This is a genomic window from Dyella sedimenti, from assembly GCF_022760995.1.
GTDB classification, from domain to species: Bacteria; Pseudomonadota; Gammaproteobacteria; order Xanthomonadales; family Rhodanobacteraceae; genus Dyella; species Dyella sedimenti.
Genome location: NZ_JAKWJO010000001.1, coordinates 68,925 through 93,024, shown reverse-complemented (window position 1 = coordinate 93,024; position 24,100 = coordinate 68,925). Strand labels below are relative to the sequence as shown.

Here is a 24,100-nt window from a genome sequence, read left to right as displayed (position 1 = left end):
GCCGTCAGCGCCGTTCGCCCAGGAAATCCCAGACATTGCCTTCGATGATCGCGCGGGTGACCTCCTCGGGCAGCTCCGCTTCCGCGATCGCCACGATCGGGTCGACCTCGCCGAGCCCGAACGGATAGTCCGTGCCCATCAGCACGCGGTCGGCGCCGTGCTTGTCCACCACCAGGCGCAGGCTGGCCGTGTCGAAGGTCAGCGCGTCGACGTAGATCATCCGCGCGTAGTCGCTGGGCTTGCGGGAGATGTTCTCGCGCATTTCCGCGCGCACCGCATAGCCCTTGTCCACGCGCCCCAGCACCAGCGGGAACGCGCCGCCGGCATGGGCGAAGCAGATGTGCAGGTCCGGCAGCTTCTCCAGCACGCCGCCGCAGATCAGCCGCGTCATTGCCAGCGCGGTCTCCAGCGGGTTGCCCACGATGTTGGGCAGGTAGTAGCGCGCCAGCCGCTCGCCGCCGATCAGCGGCTGCATGGGATGCACGAATACCGCCACGCCCAGGTCGCGGCAGGCTTCGAAGAACGGCAGCAGCAGCGGATCGTCCAGGTCGCGCCCGGCCGGGCAGCTGCCGATCTGCACCGCGCGCATGCCAAGGTTCCCGCGCAGGTGGCGCAGCTCCTCGATCGCGCGGTCCACGTCCTGCAGCGGCACCGTGCCCATGCCGGCGAAGCGGTCCGGGCGGCTCGCCACCAACGTGGCGATGTGCTCGTTGAGATAGCGCGCCACCGCCTGCCCCGCCTCCGGCGCCGCCCAGTAGCAGCTCAGCATCGGGATCGGCGAAATCACCTGCAGGTCCACGCCCTGGCGGTCCATGTCGACCAGCCGGCGGTCCAGCGACCAGAAGCGGTCGTCCAGCTTCATGATGGTGGACTCGCCCATCATCAGCATCGCCGAGCCGTCCGCCTGCGGCACCAGGCTGGGCCAGCGCCCGGGACCGAACTGCGCCTTCCAGTCCGGCAGCTTGTCCGATGGCGGGATGATGTGGGTATGGAAATCGACGCGCATGATCGGGAAAGCCTCTACGGAAATCAGGGCGCCATGTGGCGGGTAAGGAAGGCCAGCGAGCGTTCGCGCGCCAGGGCGGCGGACTTGGGCTCGTAGAAGCGCCGGTCGTTGCAGCTGAAGCCGTGCTCGGTACCGGGATAGAGGTACATCTCGATCTCCGGGTGCGCGTGGCGGATCTTCTCCACGTCGTCCAGCGGGATGTAGATGTCGTGCTCGGCGAAGTGCAGCAGCACCGGCGCATGCAGCGTCTCGTCGGCATGGCCGGCGATCTGCGCGCCGTAGTAGCCCACCGCGCAGGTCACGTGCTTCAGGCGCGCCGCCGCCAGGTAGGCCAGCGAACCGCCCCAGCAATAGCCCAGCGTCGCCACCTTGCCGAACGGCGCCACTGCGTCGATCGCCGCCTGCACGTCCAGCATGGTCTGGTCGAGGTTGAGCTTGGCGCGCAGTTCGCGGCCCTTCTGCATCCCGGCTTCGTCATAGCCCAGCTCCACCCCGCGCTCGACGCGGTCGAAAATCGCCGGCGCGATGGTGTAGTAGCCGTCACCGGCGTACTGCTCGGCCATCGCGCGGATATGCGGGTTCACCCCGAAGAATTCCTGCAGCATGACCATCGCGCCGACCGTCGGCCCCGTGGGCTTGGCCACATAGGCGGACAGCTGGTGTCCGTCGCTCGCGGTGATATCGATGTACTGGCCCATGCCGTTGCTCCTAGACGAAATCGCTGTCGATGGGCTGCGCGAAGGACAGCCCGGAAATGCCCGCCTTCGCGTCGAAGGCGCTGGTGACCCGCTTGCCGATCAGGTCGCGCAGGGTCTCCGAGGTGCCGCCGCCGAGCGTGCCGTAGCGCGCGCCGCGATACAGGCGCGAGACCACGCTGTCGTCGGTGAAGCCGAAGCCGCCATGGATCTGCAGCGCCTCGCTGGTCACTTCCAGCGACATCTCGTTGCAGCGGATCTTCGCCGTGGCCGCCAGCAGCGCGTCGGGGAACGGGTTGGCCGAGAGGCAAGCCCGGTAGAGTAGGCCACGCGCCGCCTCGATGGCGATGAACATGTCCGCCAGCTTCCAGCGCATGCCCTGGAACGCGCCGATCGGCCGGCCGAAGGCCTTGCGCGACTCGGCGTAGGACACCGCCTCGTCGAACGCGCCTTCGGCCAGGCCCAGCGAGATGCTGGGATTAAGGCAGCGCTGCGTGTTGAACGCCGACAGCAGCGACTTCAGCCCCGACTGGCGCACCACCAGGTGGTCGAGCGGGATCTCGCAGTCGGTGAAGGTGATCTCATGCAGGTTCTCGCCGCCCAGCGTATGCACCTTGGAGGTCAGCGTCAGGCCCGGCGTGCCCTGCTCGATCAGCGCGCAGCCGATGCCGTCGAGGCCCGGCTGGCCATCCACCCGCGTGAACACCACGAACAGCCCGGCCTCCTCGGCGCGGCTGATGAGCGACTTCACGCCGTTGAGCACCACCTTGTCGCCGCGGATCTCGGCATTGGTGGTGTAGCTGGCCACGTCGGTGCCGGCGTGCGGCTCGGTCAGGCAGATCGACAGCACGCAATCGCAGGTACACACCGCCGGCAGGTACTTCTGCTTGATGCGCTCCGGCGCGAAGGCGGAGATCACCCGCGTCTGCGTGCCCACTTCACCCAGCACCGCCATCGCGGTGATGTAGCAGCCCTTGGCGATCTCCTCCAGCACCAGCGCGGTATCGAACACGCCCAGCTCCGAGCCGCCGTACTGCTTGCCCACCGCCATGCCGAGCACGCCGATATCGGCCAGCTTGCGCATGTTCTCCCAGGGGAATGAGCCATCCAGCAGCGCCTTGCCACGCGCCTTGAATTCGCCCTGCACCAGTTCGCGTACCTGGCCGATGCGATCGCGCTGCGACTTGCTCAGCGTGATGCCGATCGGCGTGGTGGTGGGACGATGTGTGATGACGTTAGACATCGCGGCTTGCCACTCCCTCGACGAGACTTCCGATGCTGGTGAACACCTCGGCACCCGCCTTGCGCAGCGCCGACGTCTTCGATTGGATGGTGCCGCGCCCGCCCTGGATCAGCGCGCCGGCATGGCCCATGGTCACGCCCTCCGGCGCGGAGGCGCCGGCCAGCAGCACGAACACGGGCTTGTCGAATGCCAGCCGCTCCATCTCCGCGGCCAGCTCCTCTTCCTCGGTGCCGCCGATCTCGCCGAGCACCAGCACCGCGCGGGTCTGCACGTCCTGCTGGAAGAACGGCAGCAGCTCGGCGAAACGCAGGCCCTTGACCGGGTCGCCGCCCACGCCGATCCAGGCGGACTGGCCGATGCCGCGGCTGGCCAGCCGGAAGCAGGTTTCATAGGAGAGCGTGCCGCTCTTGGACATCACGCCCAGCGGCCCCGGCGTCAGCGAGACATCGGGAATGAAGCCCAGCTTCATGCGCCGCGGAATCGCCAGGCCGGGCGTGGACGGACCGATCCAGAACGCACCGCGTTCCTTCACCATCGCATAGGCCTTCAGCGCATCGCGCACCGGCACGCCTTCGGACGGCGACACGATCAGCTTGATGCCGGCGTCGAGCGCCTCGCTCACCGCGCTCAGCACGCCCATCGGCGGCACCAGCGTCACGCTGGCGGTGGCGCCCGTGGCTTCCACCGCCTCACGGCAGTTGCCGAACAGCGGCGTGTCCGAGCCCTCGCGGCGACCGCTGGCGCCGGCGATACCGCCGACGATGTGGGTGCCGTAGCGCTTCATCAATTCGGTGTGGCGGCTGCCCATGCGCCCGGTGGCGCCCTGCACCAGCACCTTGGTATTCGGATCGAGCTGGAAAGCGCTCATGCCTTCACCCCCGCCTGCTCGACCGCCTTGCGCAAGGCTTCATCCAGGTCCAGTTCCACGTCGATGGGGCGGCCCGATTGCTCGATCAGCTGCTTGGCCGCCGCGAAGTTGTTGCCGATCAGGCGCGCCACCACCGGCACCTTGATCTCCGGTACTGCGTCGAGCGCATCCAGCAGCAGCTGCGCGAACTCGCCCAGGTCGGTGATGCCCGCGAACACGTTGACCAGCACCACGGCGATGTCCGGCCCCTGCGTGAACTGCTTCAGCACCTCGATCAGCCGGGTCGGGCTGCCGCGCAGCTGGCCCGTGCGCACGTCGCAGAAGTTATACGGACGGCGTCCGGCCTGCAGCATCTCGTCGATCAGCATCATGCTCAGGCCCGCGCCGGTGGTCAGCAGGCCGACCTGGCCGTGCGCGTCGATCTGCACGTAGTCGAAATCGTGGTCGAGCTTGAAGTTCGACTCGCGATAGGCGGCGGGCCGCGAGCGCACCACCGCCTCCAGCGCCGGCTGGCGCGGCAGTGCGTTCTCGTCCACGCCCAGCTTCATGTCGCCCGCCACCCAGCCACCATCAGGCAGCACGAACAGCGGGTTCACTTCCAGCAGGCTGGCGTCGAATTGCAGGAAGGCGCGGGCCAGTTTCTCGACGGCGTCGCCCAGCGGACGCTGCAGCGACGGCGGCAATTGCTCCACCAGTTGCCGGCCCGCCGCCACCAGGGCGGCTTCCTCCGGTGCGGCCACCGCGCTCAGCATCGCGTTGCCATGCTGTGCATGCGCCTCGATGTCCACGCCGCCCTGCGCCGAGAGCATCACGCGGATGCCGCGCTCGGCGGCGTCCACCATGAAGCTCAGGTAGACCTCCTGCACGAAGTCCACCTTCGACTCGATGCGGAAGCCGGCCACCTTGTGGCCCTTGATGGAGGTGTCGGCATGCTTGCGGATGAAGTCGGCCACGTCGGCCGACGAGGAGGCGAAGCCGATGCCGCCGGCCTTGCCGCGTCCACCGACACCCACCTGCGCCTTCACTACCCAGGGACCTTCGCCTTCGAGCGGAAGGCTCTCGATCGAACCGCTGTCGGCGAATACGCCCGCCGGAATCGGTATGCCCATGCTGCGGACCAGCTCTTTCGCGTCGTGCTCAAGTAAAAGCAAGTTCGGACCTATGGCGTTCTATGTGTTGAAGCGGGAACAGCGTCCGATGCCTGCGGCAAATCGTCATCTATTCCTGTTGTGGCGCTGGACCTTAGTCAAAGCATCACGCCTTGCACACGGACGATTTGGCATGGAAGTATGAGCAAAGCTAATCGAGCGACACGCCAAGCACGGTTCGCGAAATCAACGCAAGAGCGGGTGCAGCAAACGCGCTTCACGCCTGTTTGCGCGCCATGCGCACCATCCCCGGCGGGCGGTTTGTGCAGGGCGGCATGAGCCTCGCGGGAAAGCGAGGCCGCATCGAGGGGAGAAAAAAGTTTCTGCCTGCCACTGGCGATGCCGGAAAGGCCAGACCTCACGTGTCCCCAATGAGAGGAACCGAATAGGCAGGCAACACTCGCCACGGCAAAGGGGCAACGAACGCTGCGCAAGCCCGCAACCTCGCCCAACCCTCCTCCCTGCGGGAGGAGGTGCCGGTAGGCGAACGGGGGAGCGGGCGGAGCGAGTCATCGACCATGACGGCCCGCTCTGCAGCCGCAGGGGCGGGCGGGAATGATCGGCTACATGGCAATCCTGGACAGGCTCTCTGCGAAGCCTGTCGCCACGGCGGGCCTTACTTCCTGGAGCGACCGCCATTCACCGGCGGACGCGGGGGCGCGACGCCCGTATGTTCCGGATCCCTCGCGAAGCGGTTCGTCGTCTTGTAGCTCTTTACCAGCGGATCGGCGGGGCGGCTGCGCTTTTCGCCCGTTCCGTTGTAGACGTCATGGATACGCGCCAGGGAAAGGGGTTTGGATGGTGGATTCATGAAAGTACTCGCGAAGGGATGCACGGAATCATGGAAGGGACCCGCCCTTCCCGAAAGGACTGCATGGACGTCCATGCGGCTGCCAGGACTCTAATGCTTGCAGTGATACCAAAGCGCCTCGATACCCGAGGGTGTTGCCGATACCTTCGCCCTGCTGACCGTCACGAGCTTCTCTTTGATCAGGCGGCGAAGATCCTGGAAATGCCCGATGGCATCGAGCGACAGCGGGCAATCGCGCGCCACCTCCCTCAGCAAGGCCCATTGCTCGGACGTCAGATCCAATAAACAGCTCATGTTGCACTTGCCTGCGGCCAAGGGACGCATCTCCAGCCATGGGTACACCATGCCGCCCCGGCCGTGACCTGGCACCAGGGACAATCCACCTTACTCGCTTGTGGCCAGCCGATTGTTATGTTTTCAAACGGATTGGCCACGAAACCGGCGGTTGTCGCCACCACGGCGAGACGGAAAGCCTCTGCCAACCCCGTGGTGGAGGCTGGGAGGCTGCCTGGCGTCACGCGGGGATTTGAACAGCCCCTTGTCCGGCCGCTTCCCATCACCCCGCAGGAAGGTCCGCGCCGCCCACCGGGTGGACGGTCGCTGCGCGAAAACCGCATGGCCGGATACGTCGCAAGCCGGCGCCCAGCACGCCTGCCCTATGTGCGCCGACCCAAGCATGCGGCGCACACCTACAAGGTAGATCAGTCATGCCTGACCTGTTTTTCGATATCGGCTTGCTCGTTTGTAGGCGCTGGCCCACTTGGGAGGAGACCAGGGCGACCTGACAATTCCTATGGTTGCCGTCAGTGCGTTTGTGATGACGGCGCCCTTCTCGCAGGTGCCGGCCATCGGTGCTCGGGGAGCCCGGCTTTCGTAACGCGGAAAGCCTTCCACAAAGCAGACCAGATCTTCCATACCCAGGACGTTTAACTCATGAACAAGACCTTCCTATACGCGGCGCTGGCGACCGTGTGCGGCTTCGCTGCGCTGGCGCCCCGCGCGACCCTTGCCGCGGATGGCACCCTCACCTTCAGGGGCAACATCAGCGCCACCACCTGCGACGTCACCGGCGGCACCGGCACCAACGGCGGCAGCGGCGACGTCGTCGTCACCCTGCCCACGGTGAGCACCAACGCCCTCGCCGCCCCCAGCCAGACCGCGGGAGCCACGCCGTTCTCGCTGACCATCGGCGGCACGGGGGCCACCAACTGCACCAACGGCAAGGTCGCCTCGCTGGCCTTCACCTCCAGCAGCGCGCTGATCGACGCCTCCACCGGCAACCTGAAGAACACCACCGGCGCCAGCTATGCCACCAACGTGGAAGTCGGGCTGCTCAACGGCGGCAACCAGCCGATCAACCTGTACACCAGCGCCAATGCGCCGACGGCCACCATCACCGGCAACACGGCCACCCTCGACTTCATCGCGCAGTACGTGGCGACAGGCGGTGCCGCGACGGAAGGCACGGTGGACACCAACGTGGAGTACTCGGTGACCTACAACTGACCCACGGTCGCGCCTGGACCCGGCGGGGCCCCAGCCTCGCCGGCCTTTGCTCCCCGATGTCGCTGCGGAACGAACCTTGACTACCCTTGCTCGAACGGCGTGCGCCCTCGCCCTGGCCTGCCTCGGATGGACGGGCGCGGCGCAGGCGGCCATCCAGGTCGTCGGCACCCGCGTGATCTATCCGGCGGACCAGCGCGAGGTGACGGTCAGCCTGCTCAACAACAACACATCGCCGCGCCTGCTGCAGGCCTGGGTGGACAGCGGCGACAGCACCGAGACCGCCGACACCACCAAGGCGCCCTTCCTGGTCACGCCGCCGATGGCGCGCATCGATCCCGGCAAGGGGCAGTCGCTGCGGGTGATCCATACCGGCGCCAACCTGCCGCAGGACCGCGAATCGGTGTTCTGGCTCAACGTGCTGGAAATTCCCCCGCGTCCCAAGGCGCAGGAGGGCGAAAGCCGGAACTTCATGCAGTTCGCCATCCGCACGCGCATCAAGGTGTTCTACCGCCCGAAGGGGCTGCCCGGCAGCGCGGCCAAGGCCTATGAAACGCTGCACTGGCGGCTGGTGGCGCAAGGCAACGGCTACGCGCTCGAATGCACCAATCCGTCCGCCTTCAATGTGTCCCTCGGCGCGGTGCGACTCAAGGAGGCGGCCCAGGTCCGCCAATCCATCACCGGCGGCGGCATGTGTCCGGCCAAGGGATCGCAGCGTTTTCCCGTGGAGGGACAGGTGTCCGGCGACCGGGTGGTGCTCAGCGTCATCAACGACTACGGCGGCATCGATGAACAGGAAGCGATGTACACACGCTGACGCCACGCCCACGCGGGCGCGGCCGACGCGCTCGGGCTAGAGCGCCACCAGCGATCCCACCCCGCACATCACTCGCCATGGCCACCGGCCAGGGCAACGCACACCCCTACCCAACCGACTACGTCCCCACCGAAAGCCATTCGCCCGAACAGTTCCTACTCCCATGCCCGGCTCCCTTCGCCCATGCCATCCCCGCCTCGACCGCCTGCCCCGCAGGCGGATCGCCGTGCTGGTATGGGCGATGCTAGGCCCGTGGCCGGCCTGCGCGTTCGCCGCGACGTCACCGGGGGCCACGCTCGATCCCGACCACGTCGATTTCAACACCAGCTTCGGCAACCTGCAGAACGGCAAGGTGGACATCTCGCGCTTCGAACGTGCCGGCTCGGTGCTGCCGGGCACCTACCGCGTGGACCTGTTCGTCAACGACGTTCGCCTGACGCGCGAGGACGTGGCGTTCCGCGACCGCCCCTCGCACGAAAGCGCCACGCCCTGCTTTCCGCGCGCGCTGGTCGAGAAGATGGGCGTGGACATGGAACGGCTGGCCATGCCGGCACCGGAAGCCGGCGGCGACTGCATCGATCTCGCCGAGGCCGTGCCGGGCGCGCAGGTCGGCTTCGATCCCGCCACGCAGCGGCTCGACGTCTCCATGCCGCAGGCCAGCCTGAACCGCCGGCCGCGCGGTTACGTCGGCCCCGAGCTGTGGGACCGCGGCATCACCGCCGCGACGCTGGGCTACAACCTCAGCACCTACCAGACGGACTACGACCACGGCGGCAGCCAGCGCGGCGCCTTCCTCAGCCTCAACGCCGGCTTGAACCTCGGTGGCTGGCGCCTGCGCAACCAGGCCACGGTCACCTGGGCCAGCCACGCCGGCCGCCACTGGCAAAGCATCGGCGCCTATGCGCAGCACGACCTCACGCGGCTGCGCTCGCAGCTGACCGTCGGCGACAGCTTCACCACCGGCGAGCTGTTCCAGTCCACCGGCTTTCGCGGCGTGAGCCTGGCCAGCGACGACCGCATGCTGCCCGATTCCATGAACGGCTACGCGCCCACCGTGCGCGGCATGGCCGAGACCCGCGCCCGCGTCGAGATCCGCCAGAACGACTACCTGATCTACGAAACCACGGTGGCGCCGGGCGCGTTCGAGATCAACGACCTCTACGCCACCGGCTACGGCGGCGACCTGCAGGTCAACGTGATCGAGGCCGATGGCCGCGTGCGCAGCTTCAACGTGCCTTATGCCGCCGTGCCGCGCCTGCTGCGGCCCGGCCTGTCGCGCTACTCGGCCACCCTTGGCCGGGTGCGCAACGTAGTCGTGGCCGGCAGCCTTCCCAACTTCGCCGAGGCCACCTATCAGCGTGGCCTCAACAACTGGCTCACCGGCTACGCGGGCGCGCAGGCCACCAACCAGCATCTCTATCGCAGCGCCTTGCTGGGCGCCGCGGTCAACACCAAGGCCGGCGCGGTTTCGCTGGACGTCACCGGCTCGTGGGCCAACCCGTTGCGAGGCAGCGGTACCTGGAGCGGCTACAGCGTGCGCACCACCTACAGCAAGAGCATCCCCTCGCTCAACACCGATTTCGCGCTGGCCGCCTACCGCTATTCCAGCCGCGACTACCTGGATCTCACCGACGCCGTGTCGTTGCGCGGCAGGCGTTACACCACCCCGTCCTACGGCATGGTCCCGGCCAGCTTCCGCGCGCGCAACCGCTTCCAGCTCACCCTCAACCAGCGCCTGGGCCAGCGCGCCGGTGCGCTCTATGCCAGCGGCTCGTACTACAGCTACTGGAACGGCCAGCCCAACATAAGCACCTACCAGCTCGGCTACAACAACCGCTTCCGCAGCCTCAACTACAGCCTCACCGCCAGCCGCACGCTCGACGGCTACGGTCGCAGGGACACGCAGTATTTCCTCAGCCTCAGCATGCCGCTGGGCTTCGTCGGCAGCGCCCACCCACCCATGCTCAACGCCAGCGCGGTGGGCGGAGGGCAGCAGGGCGGTTCGCTGCGCGCGGGTGTGAGCGGCACGGCAGGCGGGCTCAACCAGTTCAACTACAACGTCAACGCCACCGAAAGCCGGCACAATGCCGACAGCGTCGACGCCAGCCTCAACTGGCTGACGCCCTACGCCATCCTGGGCGGCGCGTACAGCTATTCGAGCCAGACGCGGCAGGTTTCGCTGAATGCCTCCGGCGGCATCGTGGCGCATGCGGGCGGACTCACCCTGGCGCAGCGCATGAGCGACACGCTGGGCGTGGTGGAGGCCAGGGACGCCAGCGGCGCGCGGCTGGCCAACGGCCTGCAGGGCAAGGTGGACTATCGCGGCTACGCCGTGGTGTCCGACCTGATGCCCTATCGCCTGAACGATGTGATGCTCGACGCCAAGGGCAGTTCGATGGACGTGGAGCTGCAATCCTCGCGCGTGCAGGTGGCGCCGCGCGCCGGCGCGGTGGTGCCGCTGAAGTTCGACACCCGCACGGGCCGCCCCGTGCTGATCCGGGGCCGCCGCTCCAACGGCGAGCCGCTGCCCTTCGGCGCGCAGGTGCTCGATGCGCAGGGCCTGGACATGGGCGCCGTCGGCCAGGGCGGCCAGGTGTTCGTGCGCGGCAGCGACGAAGGCGGCGCGCTCACCGTGCGCTGGGGCGAGGACGCCGGCCAGCAATGCCGGCTCGACTATCGCCTGCCGCCACGCGATGCCCACGCTTCCACCAACAGCTTCACCGCGATGGAGGCGGAGTGCCGATGAAACATCATTCAGCCATGCTCTGGTTACTCGGCCTGCTGGCCAGCCTGCTGCTCCCCGCGATGGCACGGGCCTTCTGTCAATCCAACCAGCTCAACATCGGCTCGGGCAGCACGACGCTGACGAGTCCGGCCGACCGGCAGATCGGCCAGCAGATACCCAACTGGACCGGCAGCGTGACCAACCAGAACGTGTTCCAGATGGATGTGGCCCTTGGCGTGGGTTCCGGCTGCAGCGGAAGCCCGGGCGCCGACCTCGCCTACGCCGATCCCCTGGGCGTACCCACAGGCATGACTTATACGGACCCGTCGACCGGCAAGAGCTACACCGTCTACCGGACCAACGAGGACGACATCGGCTATATCGTCGGTATTCGGGATTACAAAGCGCCGGCCTCGGCCGAGATGCCCCTCAATGCCGCGGGAACCCAGACCTACCCGTATTCGGGCAGTTCGACCGGCGCCCAGTCCACCATCGGCTACCAGGCCCGCGTGCTGCTGATCGTCACCAAGCGGCTGAGGAACGGCTCCCACACCATCTCCCCCATGCAAATAGCCAAGCTCTGGGTCAAGAACAGCGCCGGCAATACCGTGCCGTCGGCGAACTATCTCGTCCTGAACCAGATCACCCTCAGCGCCAACGCCTCCGGCTGCACCGTCAACGCTCCCCAGGACCTGGTGATCGACATGCCGGACGTGGCCATCGGCACCACGGACCTGGCCCAGGTCTCCAGCGGTACTTTCGTCGTCTATCTGATGTGCGATGCGGGCGTGACCGTGTATGCCACGCTGACCGACATGAGCAACCCCGGCAATACCAGCACCATTCTTCACCCCAACGCCAATGCCACGGCCCAGGGCCTGGGCATCCAGTTGTACAAGAAGGGCGAAAGCGTGCCCACCGCCTATGGGCCGGATTCCTCCGCGCCCGGCAATACCAACCAGTGGTTCGTTGCCGGCAGCGCCAGCGCGCCCGGCACGTCCTACGGCATTCCGTTCGTCGCCAAGTACGCGATCCTGCCCGGCTATGGCTTGAACAACATCAAGGGCGGCTATTTCGAAGCCGCCGCATCCATCACCTTCTCCTACCAGTAGGGCGGCCCCTCGACCGGCGCCTACCAGTTCCAGCGCAGTCCCAGTTGGCCGTCCCAGCCGTTGAAGCCGGTCGCCTTCGGCCCGAAGCCATGCTCGTAGCCGGCGCTGGTGTAGAACGACAGCATGCGGTCGAGTTGCAGGGTGACGCCGCCGTTGAACTGCCACCAGTTGCCTTTCATGTCGGAGTGGAACGGCACATCGCCGTCCTCCGACGAGAATGCTGCGACCGGTTGCCCGCGAAATTCCCGCCACACGTTGAATCGCAGCCAGCTGGTCAGCTGCCGCTGCTCGTCGCGGTTCTTCGCCTGCTCCAGCGCAAGGGTATCGGCCCAGCGGACGCCGACGCGCGCGGCCAATGAGCTGATGTTGCGCAGGGTCACCTGCGATGCCGGGTCGGCGGTATCGATGCTGTCGAACTTCTGGTACAGCACCTGGGCCTGCGGCTCGATGGCCTGGTTGCCATAGTGGAAGGGATAGCCGCCCTCCGCCGATGCCGCCCAGCCGAATCCATGCTTCTGCAGGGCCAGCGCATCGACCGACTGCGCCTTGTACTTGTTCCAGGTGCCCTGCCAGACCAGGTCCACGTACGCATCCTGCGGCCAGAAATGCGTCCAGTAGAGGCCCAGGGACGTACTGGTGATGCTGTCGGAACCGGCGGTCTCGCCGCTGTAGTTGGCCACGTCGCCGAAGATACGCCCTTGTGCGAGGTACACGCCCGCATGATCGCGCTGGGCATCGTCGTGTTCCTTCGCGTAGACGTCCGTGCCGACCTGCAGCGCGTAGAAATCGTAGTCGTACTTGGGGCCGTCGCCGTAGATGCCGTTGGCATCGCCATTCACGTTGCCGGAGCCGCCGATGGCGCGGAACCAGGCGCCGCGCAGGAAGCCGCCCTGCTGCATGCCTGGCTGGCCCGCCAACTGGTTCTCTTCGCCCACGCGCTCGTGCAGGCTGTCCAGCAGCGACTGGTTGTAGCGCAGGGCCATCGCCGGCAACGCCGCATACAGCGAGGTTTCCGGCCGGTATACCGGCACCTCGGGCTCGCGTCCGCCGGGGATGTATTCGTTGGGGCCTTCCGGCTCGCCAGGCTGGATGGGTTCGAACGGCTCGTCGGGATCGCCCTTTCCCCCTCCCAGCCCGCCATTGGAAGGCTCTTCCGAACGCAAGTACCACGAGTCGAGATCCGATCCATCGAACGCGCCGTGGTACAGCACGTATTCGTAGGGACCGGCGAACACGGGACCGGCGAGCGAGAACGCGCCGCGCGCCGTGGTGGCGCCATTGATGGCATTGACCACCATGATGCCGTTGCCGGGGGTGAGCGCGCCGCGCCCGCTGGCATTGAGGACCTGCAGGGTCGAATGGCCGCTGGCCGTGCCGCCGTCGATGACCAGCCAGTCCGAGGGCGAGCCATCGCCATTCAACACCGCATTCAACGCAACATTACCGCCCTGCCCGACATAGCTGGCCGCCGCCAACTGGTTGCCGACCGTGGCGCCCGCCACGCGGGCGAGGCCCGCGTTGTAGAGCGTGCCGTTGACGGTGAAGATGCCGCCGCCGCTGCCGGCGAACGCGGGAACCGCATCGGCCACCGCCAGCGTGCCGCTGTCGTAGACGGAGCCGGCCACGCTGCCGTAGCCACCGAAGGTACCACCCGGGGCGATCTGCACCGCGCCGCCGCCGCTCAGCGTGGCGCCGCGATGGGAGGCATCACCGATGGCCAGCGTGCCGGCATTCACGTAGGTGGTGCCGGTGTAGGGATCGTCGATAGTAAGGATGGTGGCGCCACTGCCGGCTTGCACGACATTGCCGCTGCCCGAGATCAGGCCATCGAAGGTGACGACGTCCGAGCGGTCGAACGCCAGCGTGCCGTTGTCGGCGACGTCGCCCACGATGCTGCCGCTGACGCCGCCGTTGCCCAGCTGCAAGGTGCCGGCGCTGATGGCGGTGCCGCCGGTGTAGGTGCTGTCGCCGGTAAGGATGGTGGTGCCGCTGCCGGCCTGCGTGACGGTACCGCCACCGATGATGCTGCCCGGTAGGGTGCTGGTGTCCGAGCGGTTGAACACCAGCGCCGCGTTGTCGACGATATCCCCGGCGATGCTGCCCGAGGCGCCGCCGTCGCCGAGCTGCAAGATTCCGGCGGCGATGGTGGTGCCGCCGCCATAGCTGCCGTCGCCGGTGAGGATCAGCGTGCCATCGCCGGTCTTGGTCAACGCACCGCTGCCGCCGATGGGCGAGGACAGCGTGAATTGCGTCCCCGCCGCGGTTTCGAACGTACCCCCCGCCGCGCCCAATGTGGTGTCGCGCGCGCTGGCGAACGTGGCCGTGGTGCGCAGCGTGCCGCCATCCAGGCCCAGCGGCGCGCCGGCGGCGCCGAGGTTGTCATCGGCGGAAATCTGCAATACGCCGCCCTGTACCTGGGTGCCGCCGGCATAGCTGTTGGCGGCATTCAACACCAGAGTGCCGAGGTCGGTCTTCACCAGCGAAGAGTTGCCGGTCAGCACGGCATCGATGGTGGCGGTATAGCCGGCGCCATCGATGGTGCCATCGCCCACCCGCACGATGGTGGTGCCGGGTGCGGGCGGCGGATCGGCGAGCGTGATCGGATCGCCCTGCACCAGGTAGCCGTCACTGGCGAACTGCATGCCCGAGACGTTGACGCTGCCCAGGCTGTCGTCCACGTTCACCGTGCCCGGCGTGGCCATGAATACGGCGAAGCTCTTGTCGGCGAACGGTGCGTTGGGATGGCCGGCCACCTGGGTCCAGTTGTCGTTGCCGGCGGTGTTCTGCCAAATACCGTTGCCGCCGTTGACGGCGCCGTTGTTCTTGGGGCCGTTGTCGCCGTCCCAGAAGTTGAAGGTGAGCCCTTCGGTGTTGACCAGATTGACCTGGTTCGCCACCGAGGTCTGCACATAGAACCCGGACGAGGGAATGCTGCCTATCGCCAGGCCGTTGTCCACCAGTGAACCGCCGTAGGCGAAGATCCGGTACACACCCGGGTCGAACGAGCCACCCGGCGAGGTCACCACGTTGAGGGTGCCGCCCAGGGTGAGATCGCCCTGCACGCGGGTCAGGTCGTTGAAGGCACCGCCCTCGACGTTGGCCTGGCCGAAGCTGTATTGCAGGCTGGCGCCGCCGCCGAGCGAGAGGCTGCCCTGGATGGCGAGCGTACCGGGCGCGGCGCCGACGTCGCCGGGCGACAGCGTGCCGCCGTCGTTCACCGTCACATCGCCACCGAGGGTGCCGCGACCGCCCAGCGTGGCGCCGCTGGCCACGGTGGTCGCGCCGGCACCGGTCTGGACGCCGTTGATGTAGAGCGCGCCGGCGTTGACGCTGGTGGAACCGGCATAGCTGTTGCCGGCGGTGAGGATGGTGGTGCCGCCGCCGTTCTGCGCGATGCCGCCGCCGCCGGATACCAGCCCCGCGAAAGTGACCGCGTCGGCACGGTTGAAGGCCAATGTGCCGTTGTCGACGACGTCGCCCACGATGCTGCCGCTGGCGCCGCCATCGCCCAGTTGCAGCGTGCCCGCGCTGATGAGGGTGCCGCCGGCATAGGTGTTGGCGCCGGCAAGGATGGTAGTGCCGCTGCCGGCCTGTTCCACCGTGCCGCTGCCGCTGATGACGCCGGCCATCGTGCTGCTGTCCGAGCGGTTGAACACCAGCGCCGCGTTGTCGGTGATATTGCCGCTGACGCTGCCCGAGGCGCCGCCATCGCCCAGTTGCAAGGTGCCCGCGCCGATGGTGGTGCCGCCGGTATAACTGCCGGCGCCGGTGAGGATCAGCGTGCCGTCGCCGCTCTTGGTCAGCGCACCACTGCCGCCGATGGGCGAGGACAGCGTGAATTGCGTACCCGCGGCGGTTTCGAACGTACCGCCTGCCGCATTCAGCGTGGTGCCGCGCGCGCTGGCAAAGGTGGCCGTGGTGCGCAAGGTGCCGCCATCCATGCCGAGCGGCGTGCCGACGGCGCCGAGATTGGCATCGGCGCCAATCTGCAGCACGCCATTCTCGATCGAGGTGCCACCGGTGTAGGTGTTGGTGCCGCCGAGTACCAGGGTGCCCAGGTCGGTCTTTACCAATGAGGAATCGCCGGCCAGCACGGCATGGATGGTGGCGGTGTAGTTCGCGCCATCGGGCGCGTCGTCGCCGACCCGCACGATGGTGGCGTTGGGCTCGGCCGGCGAGCCGGCCAACGTGATCGGGTCGCCTTGCACCAGGTAGCCATCGCTGGCGAACTGCATGCCCGACACGTTGACGTTGCCCAGGCTGTCGTCCACGCTCACCGTGCCCGGCGTGGCCATGAACACCGCGAAGCCCCTGTCGGTGAACGGTGCGTTGGGATGGCCGGCCACCTGGGTCCAGTTGTCGTTGCCAGTGTGGTTCTGCCAGGTGCCGTTGCCGCCGTCGATGACGCCGTTGTTCTTGGGACCGTTGGCGCCGTCCCAGAATTCGAAGGTGAGGCCTTCGGTATTGACCAGGTTCACCTGGTTGGGCACCGAGGTCTGCAGGAAGAAGCCGGCGGCCGGCACCGTGCCCAGCACCATGCCGTTGTCGGCCAGCGCGCCGCCATAGTTGAAGACGCGGTAGACGCCCGGATCGAACGAGCCGCCTGGCGACGTGGTCACGTTGAGCGTGCCGCCCAGGGTCAGGTTGCCCTGCACCTGCGCCAGGTCGTTCAAGGTGCCACCTTCCACGTTGGCCTCGCCGAAGCGGTATTCCGACGTCGAGCTGTTGCCCAGGGTCAGGTTGCCCAGGATGGTGAGCGTGCCCGGCGTCGTTCCGGTGCCGCCCGGCGTGAACGTGCCGCCGTCGTTCACCACCACGTCGCCACCCAGCGTGCCGCTGCCGCCCAGCGCGGCGCCGCCGGCCACGGTGGTGGTGCCACCGCCGCTTTGCACGCCATTGACGAACAACGCGCCGGCGTTGACGTTGGTCGGCCCCGCATAGCTGTTGTCGGCGGTGAGGATGGTGGTGCCGCTGCCATTCTGTGCCACGCCGCCGCTGCCGGACACCAGGTTGGCGAAGCTCACCGTGTCGGAGCGATCGAAGGCCAGCGTGCCGTTGTCCACCACGTTGCCGGAGGGAAGGCTGCCGCTGGCGCCGCCATTGCCCAGTTGCAGGGTGCCGGCAGCGATGGTGGTGCCGCCCGTATAACTGTTGCCGTCGGTGAGGACAAGCGTGCCGGCGCCGCCCTTGGTGAAGGCCCCGGCGCCGGTGATGCCCTGGCCCAGCGTGCTGGAGACGCCCGCATCGGTGACGATGCTGCCGTTGTTGGCGGTGATGGATATCGCGCGGGCGGCGCCGAGGTCGAAGCTGCTGGTCAGTTCCAGCGCGCCGCCGTCCAGCACGATGCCGCCGGTGGCGGCGCCCAGCGCGCCATCGGCGGCAACGGCGACGGTGCCGCCGGTGAGGGTGGTGCCGCCCTGGTAGCTGTTCGTGCCGCTCAGGGTCAGCACGCCCATGCCGGTCTTGGCCACCGACCCCATGCCGCTGATGGTGCCGCCATAGGTGCCATCGTCCGGCTGCTGGAACACCACCCGGCCATTGTCGGTGATCGTGGGCGGCAGGCTCTGCGCGCGGCCGAGCAGCGTGCCCTGCGCGAATACCAGGACCGAGCCGTTGAAGGCGCTGTTGTTGCCCAGAAGCTCCAGCGTGCCGTCCTGCACCTGCACGTCCAGCGGCTCGTTGCCGCCGTTGTTGCCGACCGTGCCGGTCAGCGACCAGGTGCCGCCGCCCTGCTTGATCAGCGACTGGAAGTTGGTGATGTCGCCCGTCAGGCTGTCGCTGGTGCCATTGGCGCCTTGCAGCGTGAGCGTGTTGGTGCCAGTGCCACCGGTGAAGTTACCGGTAAGCAGCGAACCGGCCTCCAGTACCAGCGAATCATTGCCGCCCGCGAACGCGATGTTGCCATAGACCTGGCCGCTGCTCCGGTCGTAGAACACCACGTCCGCGCCGGCCCCCTGGTTGCCCAGCACGCTGCCGCTGTTGGTGCCGCTGACCGTGCCGTAGTTGTCGATGATGTTGGGCGCGCCGACCTGGGTGTCCTGGAACCAGATGGCCGCGCTGTTGCCGCCGCTGAGCGTGCCGTAGTTGGTGATGGTGTTGCCTTCGCCGAAAACGTTGACGGCTTCGGCGCTGTTCTGGCTGCCGTTGGACGACACCACGCCTCCCGCCTGCACGGTGAGCTTGCCGTTGGAGCCGAACTCGATGGTGTTCTTGCGGCCGCCCCAGTAGCTGTCGCCGTCCGTGGCGCTGTTCTGCACGGTGCCGCCGATCACGATGACGGCGCTGTCGCCCAGGCTGATGGCGCTGGCATTGCCCGCCGTGACCGTCGCCCCGCTGTTGACGGTCACGCTGGCGCCGCTGGCCGTGCCCGGCCCGGTGCCGATGGCGGTCGTGCCGAGATTGGTGGTGCCCGTGCACACCACGGTGGGCAGCGCGGTGCAGGTCGCCAGCGCCGCCGGCGCATACCACGCGCCCGCCATGGCGAAGCCAATCGCCAGGCTGGCAACGCGTTTCCCCGATCCATGCCTGGCCATGCATGCCACGACGGAAGCTCCAGCCACCGGATCGCGGGCGAACAGGCCACGCCACAGCGCATGCCTGGCCAACGTGCCATACGAACGCGAACCGCCACCGCAGCTTCCTACCCGGCTGACAGGACTCATCGACTTGTCTCCGCATCAGTGGTCGTACAGGCCCGCACGACGACCAACGACAAAGGGCTTCCCGCTTCCCGTGAAGCCTGCACCCAGGCGATGTGGCAGGGGCGTGAATTTTTTCTGAAACGAAATCGCCGTGGCGCGTCGCCATGAATCCATTCGGGGCGTCCGCTGCATCCAAGCCTTCGACATCCAAGGAGCAGCCCGTGATCTCTTTCGCCTCAACCTCGCCGGTCCGTCGTCTCGCATGGGCCTTGGCCGCCCTGCTTTCCACCGCCGCCAACGCCGCGCCAGCCGCGGCAAGCCTGCCGGATACGCCCGCGGGCAAGCTGGGAGGCGAACTGATCCAGCACATCAATACCGATGACGCCACGCATATCCGCGCCTGGGTGGCTCCCCTCCTGACGCCGGCCATCGATGCCGGCGACCGGGATGATTTCCTCGATGGGCTGGCTTCCGCCGTGCGCGACAGCGGCGGCGTGTCCCTGGCCAACGTGCAAAGCGATCCGCGCTCCAACAGCGTGATCCTGGCCCTGAAGGGGCGCCGCGCCGGCCAGGTCGTGCTGGTCATGCTGGTCACCGATCCGGCACAGCCGGGCAAGCTGGTCCAGGCGGGGCTGTTGCCGGCGGACGACCCCGCGCTCTACGCCGATTGGCCCAAGGGGCCGATACCGCGCGACGCCATGCTCCGCCTGCTCCATGGCGCGCTGGACACGCTCGTGCGCACCACCGATTTCTCCGGTTGCCTGACCGTATCGGATGGCCACCAGGCCTTTTTCGACGAATGCCGGGGACTGGCCGAGCGCAACTTCGGCGTGCCGGTCGATCACCAGACCCGCTTCCATATCGGCTCGATGGACAAGATGTTCACGGCGGTGGCGATCGCCCAGCTGGTCGAGGCCGGCAAGTTTCCCTGGGACGCCACGTTGGCCCAGCTGGTGCCGGAATATCCCGACCACGAGGCGGCGGCGAAGATCACGGTATGGCAACTGCTGCACCACACCTCGGGCCTGGGCGAGTTCCTGGTGCCGGAGTTCTTCGAGCATCGCGAGCGGTTCGTCCACCTGGCCGACTACCTCGACCTGATCGCCCGCCAGCCCAAGCTCGGCCAACCCGGCGGGCCATGGAACTACAGCAATGCCGGCTATGTCCTGCTGGGCCGCATCATTGAAAAAGCCTCGGGCGAGGATTACGCCGACTACATCCAGCACCATGTGTTCGCACCGGCCGGGATGGACGCCAGCGGGTTCGACAGCCCCGAGGACGTCGTGCCCGGACTCGCGGTGGGCTACTACCACCCCGGACCATTCGCCACCGATTGGAAAGCCGCCTGGATGAAGATCGCCCAGGGCAACTCGGCCGGCGGCGGCTATTCCACCAACACCGACCTGCTGCGCTTCGCCAGGGCGTTGCGCGAAGGCAAGCTGGTCAAGCCGGCGACCCTGGCGAAGATGTTCGATGGCGAAGCACCGGCCGGTCCCGGCGGCTACGCCGCCGGATTCGGCGACCGCCTCTCGCACGGACGGCATATCCGCGGCCATGCCGGCGGCATCGAGGGCACGGATGCGAACCTCGCGATGGTCTGGGAAACCGGCGCGGTGGTGGTCCTGACCAGCAACGAGGGGCCATCGCAACACTGGCTGTTGTCCGAGCGCATCGCCGACCTGCTTGCCGCCGAGGGTGCTTCGCCCTGAAAGTCCCGCGGCCCATCCGCATCCGTCCACTTCCGGAGCCAGACCATGGAATCCTCCCTGTTCATTCCCTTTGTAGTGATGGGCGCCCCCGTGCTCATCGTCCTGATCGTGCTGCGCTATCGGTACCGGCAGACGCAGTCGCGCTACCAGACCTTGCTGGCCCTGGCCGACAAGGGCGTGGAACTGCCGCCCGAGCTGTTCACCGAGCCGCATGTGGTCTATTCCGAACGGCGCCGGGCGCTGGTGCTCATCAGCGGCGGCCTGGGGTTGATGGCGACGCTGCTCGCCTTGCCAGGCCATTTCGACGATGGCCACAGCATCGGCAGCCTGTGGGGCCTGGGCCTGCTGCCGCTGATGACGGGTCTGGGCTATCTCGCCAGCTGGTGGTTGAACCGGCGCGGCGGCGGGCATGATTGACAGCGCCGCCGAGGCGCGCATCGACCAGGCGCTGGTCGCCCGGTCCCTGCTGGGCGACCGGCGGGCGTTCGAGCAGCTGCTGCGACGCCACCAGGGCACGGTGCGCGCCCAGCTGCGCCGGCTGTTGCACGGCGACCACGCGACGGCCGACGACCTGGCGCAGGAAACCTTCCTGCTCGCCTGGCGCAAGCTGGAGCAGTTCCGTGGCGACGCGCGTTTCTCCACCTGGCTGTACCGCATCGCCTATGCGTGCTTCCTCCAGGCCTGCCGGCGCAAGCCGTTGCCCGGCGCGCCGGAAGACCCACTGGAGCAGTTGCCGGCACCGCCGCAGGCGCCCGAGCTGCAATGGGACATCGAGCGCGCGATGCGGCGCCTGTCCGACGGCGAGCAGGCGGTACTGCTGCATTGCGTGCAACTGGGCCTGAGCCATGAGGAAGCAGCGTATGTATTGGCCATGCCGCTGGGCACGGTAAAGACCCACGCGAACCGCGGCAAGGCAAAACTCAAGGCATGTCTGTCGGCCTGGAACACGGCCGGCGGCAAGGAGATCACCCGATGAACGATCCGAACACCGACGACGCCATCGATAGCCTGCTGCGCCGATCCTTCGACGGCCCGGTAGCCGACGATGGCTTCTGCGATCGCGTGATGCGGCAGCTGCCGCCGCGCCGTGCCCGGCTGCGCTGGCCACTGGCAGCGGGCATCCTGTGCGGCATGGCCACCTGCTGGCTGAGCCTGTGGCTCGCGCCATGGCTGCACGTCGCGTGGCAAAACTGGCAGGGCAACGAACTGACACCCGCACTCCTCGCCCTGCTGCTCGCCGCCACGGTCATGTCGCTGCTGGCCGCCTGCTGGGCCTTGGCCGAAGCCACGGAACGCTGAAGCTCAAGCCGTCGCCGCGCGCAGCCCGGCGATATCGCGGCGTGGCGGCGCGCCGAACATGCGGGCGTACTCGCGACTGAATTGCGAGGGGCTTTCATAGCCCACCTGGAACGCCGCCGTCTCCGCATTGGCGGTGCCGGCCACCATCAGCCGACGCGCCTCCAGCAGACGCAGCTGCTTCTGATACTGCAGCGGCGTCATCGCGGTGATGGCCTTGAACTGGCGATGGAAGGCCGAGGTGCTCAGCCGCGCCATCGCCGCCAGCTCGCCGATCCGCAATGGCTCCATGAAACGCTCGCGCAGGTGATGGATGGCGTTGATGATGCGCTGCGCGTGGCCATGGCCCAGCGCCACCCGCGCCACCTCGCCGCCATGCGGGCCACTCAGCAGCCAGTAGCAGATCTCGCGCATGATCGATGGATAGAGCACGGGAATCGCCTTGGGCGTTTCCAGCAACCGGACCAGGCGCAGCACGCCGTCGGCCAGCGCCCCCTGGAAATCGGTGACGAAAATACCCGAGCGCAGGTCGCCGCCGGCTTCGATCGGAGCCTCCAGGCTTTCCAGCACTTCGCGCATCACCCCCAGGTCGAATTCGACGACGGCGCTCAGATAGGGCTTCTCCGGACTTGCCTCCACCACGCTGCCCAGCGCCGGCGTCTCCATGCTGACCACCAGGGCCTGGCCTTCGCGGTAATCCATCCGCGAGCCGCCGACGTGGGTCCACTTCGCGCCCTGCGCCACCACGCACAAGGCGGGCTTCTGGATCAGGTGCGAGGGTCGCCTGGGATGGTCCGCACGGAGCACGACAAGCCCGGGCACCGCGGTGACATGCGGCCCATCGCCCGCCTGCGCCGCCGTATAGCGAAGCAGGATTTCCGCCAGCGCACTTGGCATATAACCTCTCCCCGGCTTATGTCGCGGCCTCCATCATCACATAAGACCGTATCAGGATCGGGCAAGAAAACGCCGCGACCTGACATTCAGGACATGGCAGGCAGCCGGTATCGTGCAACCAGTTCACCCCACGGAGCACATCATGCCCACCTCTTCCAATCCTTCCAGGATCGCCATCGTGACCGGCGGAAGCCGCGGCCTCGGCCGCAACACCGTCATCCATCTCGCCAGGCGCGGCGTCGACTCGATCTTCACCTACCACAGCAACCGCAAGGAAGCCGACGCGGTGGTGGCTGCCGTCGCCGAGACGGGACGGCGCGCCATTGCCTTGCCGCTGGATACGGGCAACACCGCGCTGTTCGCCGACTTCGCGCTCGCCGTGCAAAAGGCTCTTGCCGAACTGGGCGCGGAACGGTTCGACTATCTCGTCAACAACGCCGGCACCTCGCTGCACAAGCCGTTCGAGCAGACGACGGAGGATGAACTGGACGGCATCTATAACGTCCATTTCAAGGGCGTGTTCTTCCTGACGCAGAAGCTGCTGCCCCTGCTCAACGACGGCGGCCGCATCGTGAACATTTCTTCCGGCCTGGCGCGCTTCTCGTTCCCGGGTTCCTCGGCCTACGCCTCGATGAAGGGCGCCGTCGAAGTACTGACCCGCTACCTCGCCAAGGAACTGGGGCCGCGCGGCATCGCCGTGAACACCGTGGCGCCGGGCGCCATCGCCACGGACTTCAGCGGCGGCATCGTCCGCGACAATCCCGAGTTGAACCAGCAGATCGCCGGCTTGACGGCCCTGGGCCGGGTAGGCGAGGCGGACGACATCGGCCCGATGATCGCCGCGCTGCTGTCGGAGGACAATCGCTGGGTCAACGCGCAGCGCATCGAAGTGTCGGGCGGCATGCTGGTCTAGCCCACGCCGGTCATCCATCCGTCGAGCGCGTCAGCGTGTCCCAGGCGGCCATGTCATGGGCCATGGCCGCCATCTTCTCGCGCACCAGCATCAGCGCATCGCTGCCCAGCAACAGGTGCGCGGGCGGTCGCGTTCGACAGCGATTGCCTGGCGATGGCTTCCCGTTCCTTGCGAGTGGCGCCTGACGCCGCCAGGATGGCCATGCCGGAAAAGACGGCGTAGATGTATCGCGCGAGTGCGGCGGCATCGGCCTTCTTCGGCAGGTCCCCTTCCTTCCTCGCCTGCTCGAAGCGCTGTGCGGCTGCTCGCCATCGCCAAGGACCTCGGCGTCACGCCCGGCGAAGTGGCCATCGCCTGGGTGGCGGCCAAGGGCTCGTTGCCGATCATCGGGCCACGCACGCTGGACCAGCTCAAGAGCAATCTCGCCGCGACGAGGGTGGCGCTGTCCCCCGGGCAGCTGGCGCGTCTCGACGAGGTAAGCGCCCCGCCGCCGGTATCCCCCTATACGGTGCTCAACGACCCGTCGACCCGCCAGCGCTTCACCGGCGGCCAGCTCGAGCAGTTCGATGCGCCCAGCGAACCCGTGGCTTGATCGGGCGCCCGCTGGCGCCGCCGGCACGCCACGCGGCAGGCATCCATTGGAAGACGCGCGCCGGCGTCCTACCATCCGCGAGGATGGACACCGCCTTGTTCGCGACCGCGACAAGCAGCGCACG

18 protein-coding genes are annotated in these 24,100 nt (G+C 67.6%); 10 read left to right on the top strand and 8 right to left on the bottom strand.

Features of this window, described 5'->3' with window-relative positions:
- Window positions 1-4: 4 nt before the first annotated feature.
- The 6 genes from MJ605_RS00460 to MJ605_RS00435 all read right to left on the bottom strand — a co-directional run bounded on the left by MJ605_RS00460 (window position 5) and on the right by MJ605_RS00435 (window position 6,065).
- Window positions 5-1,006, bottom strand: a complete 1,002-nt coding sequence (locus MJ605_RS00460) for an amidohydrolase family protein (RefSeq protein ID WP_243038777.1) — start codon at window positions 1,004-1,006, stop codon at window positions 5-7.
- Window positions 1,007-1,029: 23 nt separating this feature from the next.
- Window positions 1,030-1,704 (bottom strand): dienelactone hydrolase family protein, encoded by a 675-nt coding sequence (locus MJ605_RS00455; protein ID WP_243038776.1) that lies wholly within the window; start codon window positions 1,702-1,704, stop codon window positions 1,030-1,032.
- 10 nt (window positions 1,705-1,714) lie between these two features.
- On the bottom strand, window positions 1,715-2,944 hold the full coding sequence (locus tag MJ605_RS00450; protein ID WP_243038769.1) for an acyl-CoA dehydrogenase family protein: 1,230 nt from the start codon (window positions 2,942-2,944) through the stop codon (window positions 1,715-1,717).
- The gene (locus MJ605_RS00445; protein WP_243038768.1) at window positions 2,937-3,812 is read right to left on the bottom strand and encodes a succinate--CoA ligase subunit alpha; all 876 of its coding nucleotides are present in this window, start codon (window positions 3,810-3,812) and stop codon (window positions 2,937-2,939) included. The genes MJ605_RS00450 and MJ605_RS00445 overlap by 8 nt, the downstream gene beginning before the upstream one ends.
- A complete protein-coding gene (locus MJ605_RS00440; RefSeq protein ID WP_279237344.1) occupies window positions 3,809-4,963 on the bottom strand; it encodes an ATP-grasp domain-containing protein in 1,155 nt (384 codons plus the stop codon). The genes MJ605_RS00445 and MJ605_RS00440 overlap by 4 nt, the downstream gene beginning before the upstream one ends.
- 898 nt (window positions 4,964-5,861) lie before the next feature.
- On the bottom strand, window positions 5,862-6,065 hold the full coding sequence (locus MJ605_RS00435) for a hypothetical protein (RefSeq protein ID WP_243038765.1): 204 nt from the start codon (window positions 6,063-6,065) through the stop codon (window positions 5,862-5,864).
- 639 nt (window positions 6,066-6,704) lie between these two features.
- Here MJ605_RS00435 and MJ605_RS00430 point away from each other — a divergent pair.
- From MJ605_RS00430 to MJ605_RS00415, 4 genes are all read left to right on the top strand, one after another.
- Window positions 6,705-7,277, top strand: a complete 573-nt coding sequence (locus MJ605_RS00430) for a fimbrial protein (RefSeq protein ID WP_243038764.1) — start codon at window positions 6,705-6,707, stop codon at window positions 7,275-7,277.
- A 76-nt stretch (window positions 7,278-7,353) separates the two neighbouring features.
- Window positions 7,354-8,091: a fimbrial biogenesis chaperone gene (locus MJ605_RS00425; RefSeq protein ID WP_243038762.1), complete on the top strand. Its 738-nt coding sequence runs from the start codon at window positions 7,354-7,356 to the stop codon at window positions 8,089-8,091.
- Between the two features lie 226 nt (window positions 8,092-8,317).
- Window positions 8,318-10,837, top strand: coding sequence for a fimbria/pilus outer membrane usher protein (locus MJ605_RS00420; RefSeq protein WP_243038760.1), 2,520 nt, complete (start codon window positions 8,318-8,320; stop codon window positions 10,835-10,837).
- Window positions 10,838-10,851: 14 nt separating this feature from the next.
- On the top strand, window positions 10,852-11,928 hold the full coding sequence (locus MJ605_RS00415) for a fimbrial protein (protein ID WP_243038758.1): 1,077 nt from the start codon (window positions 10,852-10,854) through the stop codon (window positions 11,926-11,928).
- 20 nt (window positions 11,929-11,948) lie between these two features.
- Here the strand turns inward: MJ605_RS00415 and MJ605_RS00410 are convergent, their stop codons facing one another.
- Window positions 11,949-18,590 (bottom strand): autotransporter-associated beta strand repeat-containing protein, encoded by a 6,642-nt coding sequence (locus tag MJ605_RS00410; RefSeq protein WP_243038757.1) that lies wholly within the window; start codon window positions 18,588-18,590, stop codon window positions 11,949-11,951.
- 200 nt (window positions 18,591-18,790) lie between these two features.
- Between MJ605_RS00410 and MJ605_RS00405 the strand changes: the two genes are divergently transcribed.
- From MJ605_RS00405 to MJ605_RS00390, 4 genes are read left to right on the top strand one after another with little or no spacing between them, the layout of a single operon-like run.
- The gene (locus MJ605_RS00405; protein WP_243038751.1) at window positions 18,791-20,278 is read left to right on the top strand and encodes a serine hydrolase domain-containing protein; all 1,488 of its coding nucleotides are present in this window, start codon (window positions 18,791-18,793) and stop codon (window positions 20,276-20,278) included.
- A gap of 45 nt (window positions 20,279-20,323) precedes the next feature.
- Window positions 20,324-20,695 carry a DUF6249 domain-containing protein gene (locus tag MJ605_RS00400; protein ID WP_243038750.1) on the top strand — a complete coding sequence of 124 codons (372 nt, stop codon included), beginning with the start codon at window positions 20,324-20,326 and terminating at the stop codon, window positions 20,693-20,695.
- Window positions 20,688-21,254: an RNA polymerase sigma factor gene (locus MJ605_RS00395; RefSeq protein ID WP_243038748.1), complete on the top strand. Its 567-nt coding sequence runs from the start codon at window positions 20,688-20,690 to the stop codon at window positions 21,252-21,254. Before MJ605_RS00400 ends, MJ605_RS00395 begins: the two co-directional genes overlap by 8 nt.
- Window positions 21,251-21,577 carry a DUF5056 domain-containing protein gene (locus tag MJ605_RS00390; protein ID WP_243038746.1) on the top strand — a complete coding sequence of 109 codons (327 nt, stop codon included), beginning with the start codon at window positions 21,251-21,253 and terminating at the stop codon, window positions 21,575-21,577. The genes MJ605_RS00395 and MJ605_RS00390 overlap by 4 nt, the downstream gene beginning before the upstream one ends.
- Before the next feature lie 3 nt (window positions 21,578-21,580).
- Here MJ605_RS00390 and MJ605_RS00385 read toward each other — a convergent pair whose 3' ends face one another.
- A complete protein-coding gene (locus MJ605_RS00385; RefSeq protein WP_243038744.1) occupies window positions 21,581-22,471 on the bottom strand; it encodes an AraC family transcriptional regulator in 891 nt (296 codons plus the stop codon).
- 142 nt (window positions 22,472-22,613) lie between these two features.
- Here MJ605_RS00385 and MJ605_RS00380 point away from each other — a divergent pair, with 142 nt between their 5' ends.
- Together MJ605_RS00380 and MJ605_RS00375 are read left to right on the top strand one after the other, a co-directional pair.
- The gene (locus MJ605_RS00380; RefSeq protein ID WP_243038742.1) at window positions 22,614-23,384 is read left to right on the top strand and encodes an SDR family NAD(P)-dependent oxidoreductase; all 771 of its coding nucleotides are present in this window, start codon (window positions 22,614-22,616) and stop codon (window positions 23,382-23,384) included.
- 295 nt (window positions 23,385-23,679) lie between these two features.
- On the top strand, window positions 23,680-23,976 hold the full coding sequence (locus tag MJ605_RS00375) for an aldo/keto reductase (RefSeq protein WP_243038741.1): 297 nt from the start codon (window positions 23,680-23,682) through the stop codon (window positions 23,974-23,976).
- Window positions 23,977-24,100: the final 124 nt, after the last annotated feature.

Excerpts from the sequence above, each read along its gene's own strand:
- MJ605_RS00450 (WP_243038769.1), bottom strand. The coding sequence starts at position 2,944 with ATGTCTAACGTCATCACACATCGTCCCACCACCACGCCGATCGGCATC.
- MJ605_RS00430 (WP_243038764.1), top strand. The coding sequence starts at position 6,705 with ATGAACAAGACCTTCCTATACGCGGCGCTGGCGACCGTGTGCGGCTTC.
- MJ605_RS00400 (WP_243038750.1), top strand. The coding sequence starts at position 20,324 with ATGGAATCCTCCCTGTTCATTCCCTTTGTAGTGATGGGCGCCCCCGTG.
- MJ605_RS00460 (WP_243038777.1), bottom strand. The coding sequence starts at position 1,006 with ATGCGCGTCGATTTCCATACCCACATCATCCCGCCATCGGACAAGCTG.
- MJ605_RS00395 (WP_243038748.1), top strand. The coding sequence starts at position 20,688 with ATGATTGACAGCGCCGCCGAGGCGCGCATCGACCAGGCGCTGGTCGCC.
- MJ605_RS00445 (WP_243038768.1), bottom strand. The coding sequence starts at position 3,812 with ATGAGCGCTTTCCAGCTCGATCCGAATACCAAGGTGCTGGTGCAGGGC.
- MJ605_RS00455 (WP_243038776.1), bottom strand. The coding sequence starts at position 1,704 with ATGGGCCAGTACATCGATATCACCGCGAGCGACGGACACCAGCTGTCC.
- MJ605_RS00380 (WP_243038742.1), top strand. The coding sequence starts at position 22,614 with ATGCCCACCTCTTCCAATCCTTCCAGGATCGCCATCGTGACCGGCGGA.
- MJ605_RS00435 (WP_243038765.1), bottom strand. The coding sequence starts at position 6,065 with ATGAGCTGTTTATTGGATCTGACGTCCGAGCAATGGGCCTTGCTGAGG.
- MJ605_RS00410 (WP_243038757.1), bottom strand. The coding sequence starts at position 18,590 with ATGAGTCCTGTCAGCCGGGTAGGAAGCTGCGGTGGCGGTTCGCGTTCG.
- MJ605_RS00415 (WP_243038758.1), top strand. The coding sequence starts at position 10,852 with ATGCTCTGGTTACTCGGCCTGCTGGCCAGCCTGCTGCTCCCCGCGATG.
- MJ605_RS00390 (WP_243038746.1), top strand. The coding sequence starts at position 21,251 with ATGAACGATCCGAACACCGACGACGCCATCGATAGCCTGCTGCGCCGA.
- MJ605_RS00385 (WP_243038744.1), bottom strand. The coding sequence starts at position 22,471 with ATGCCAAGTGCGCTGGCGGAAATCCTGCTTCGCTATACGGCGGCGCAG.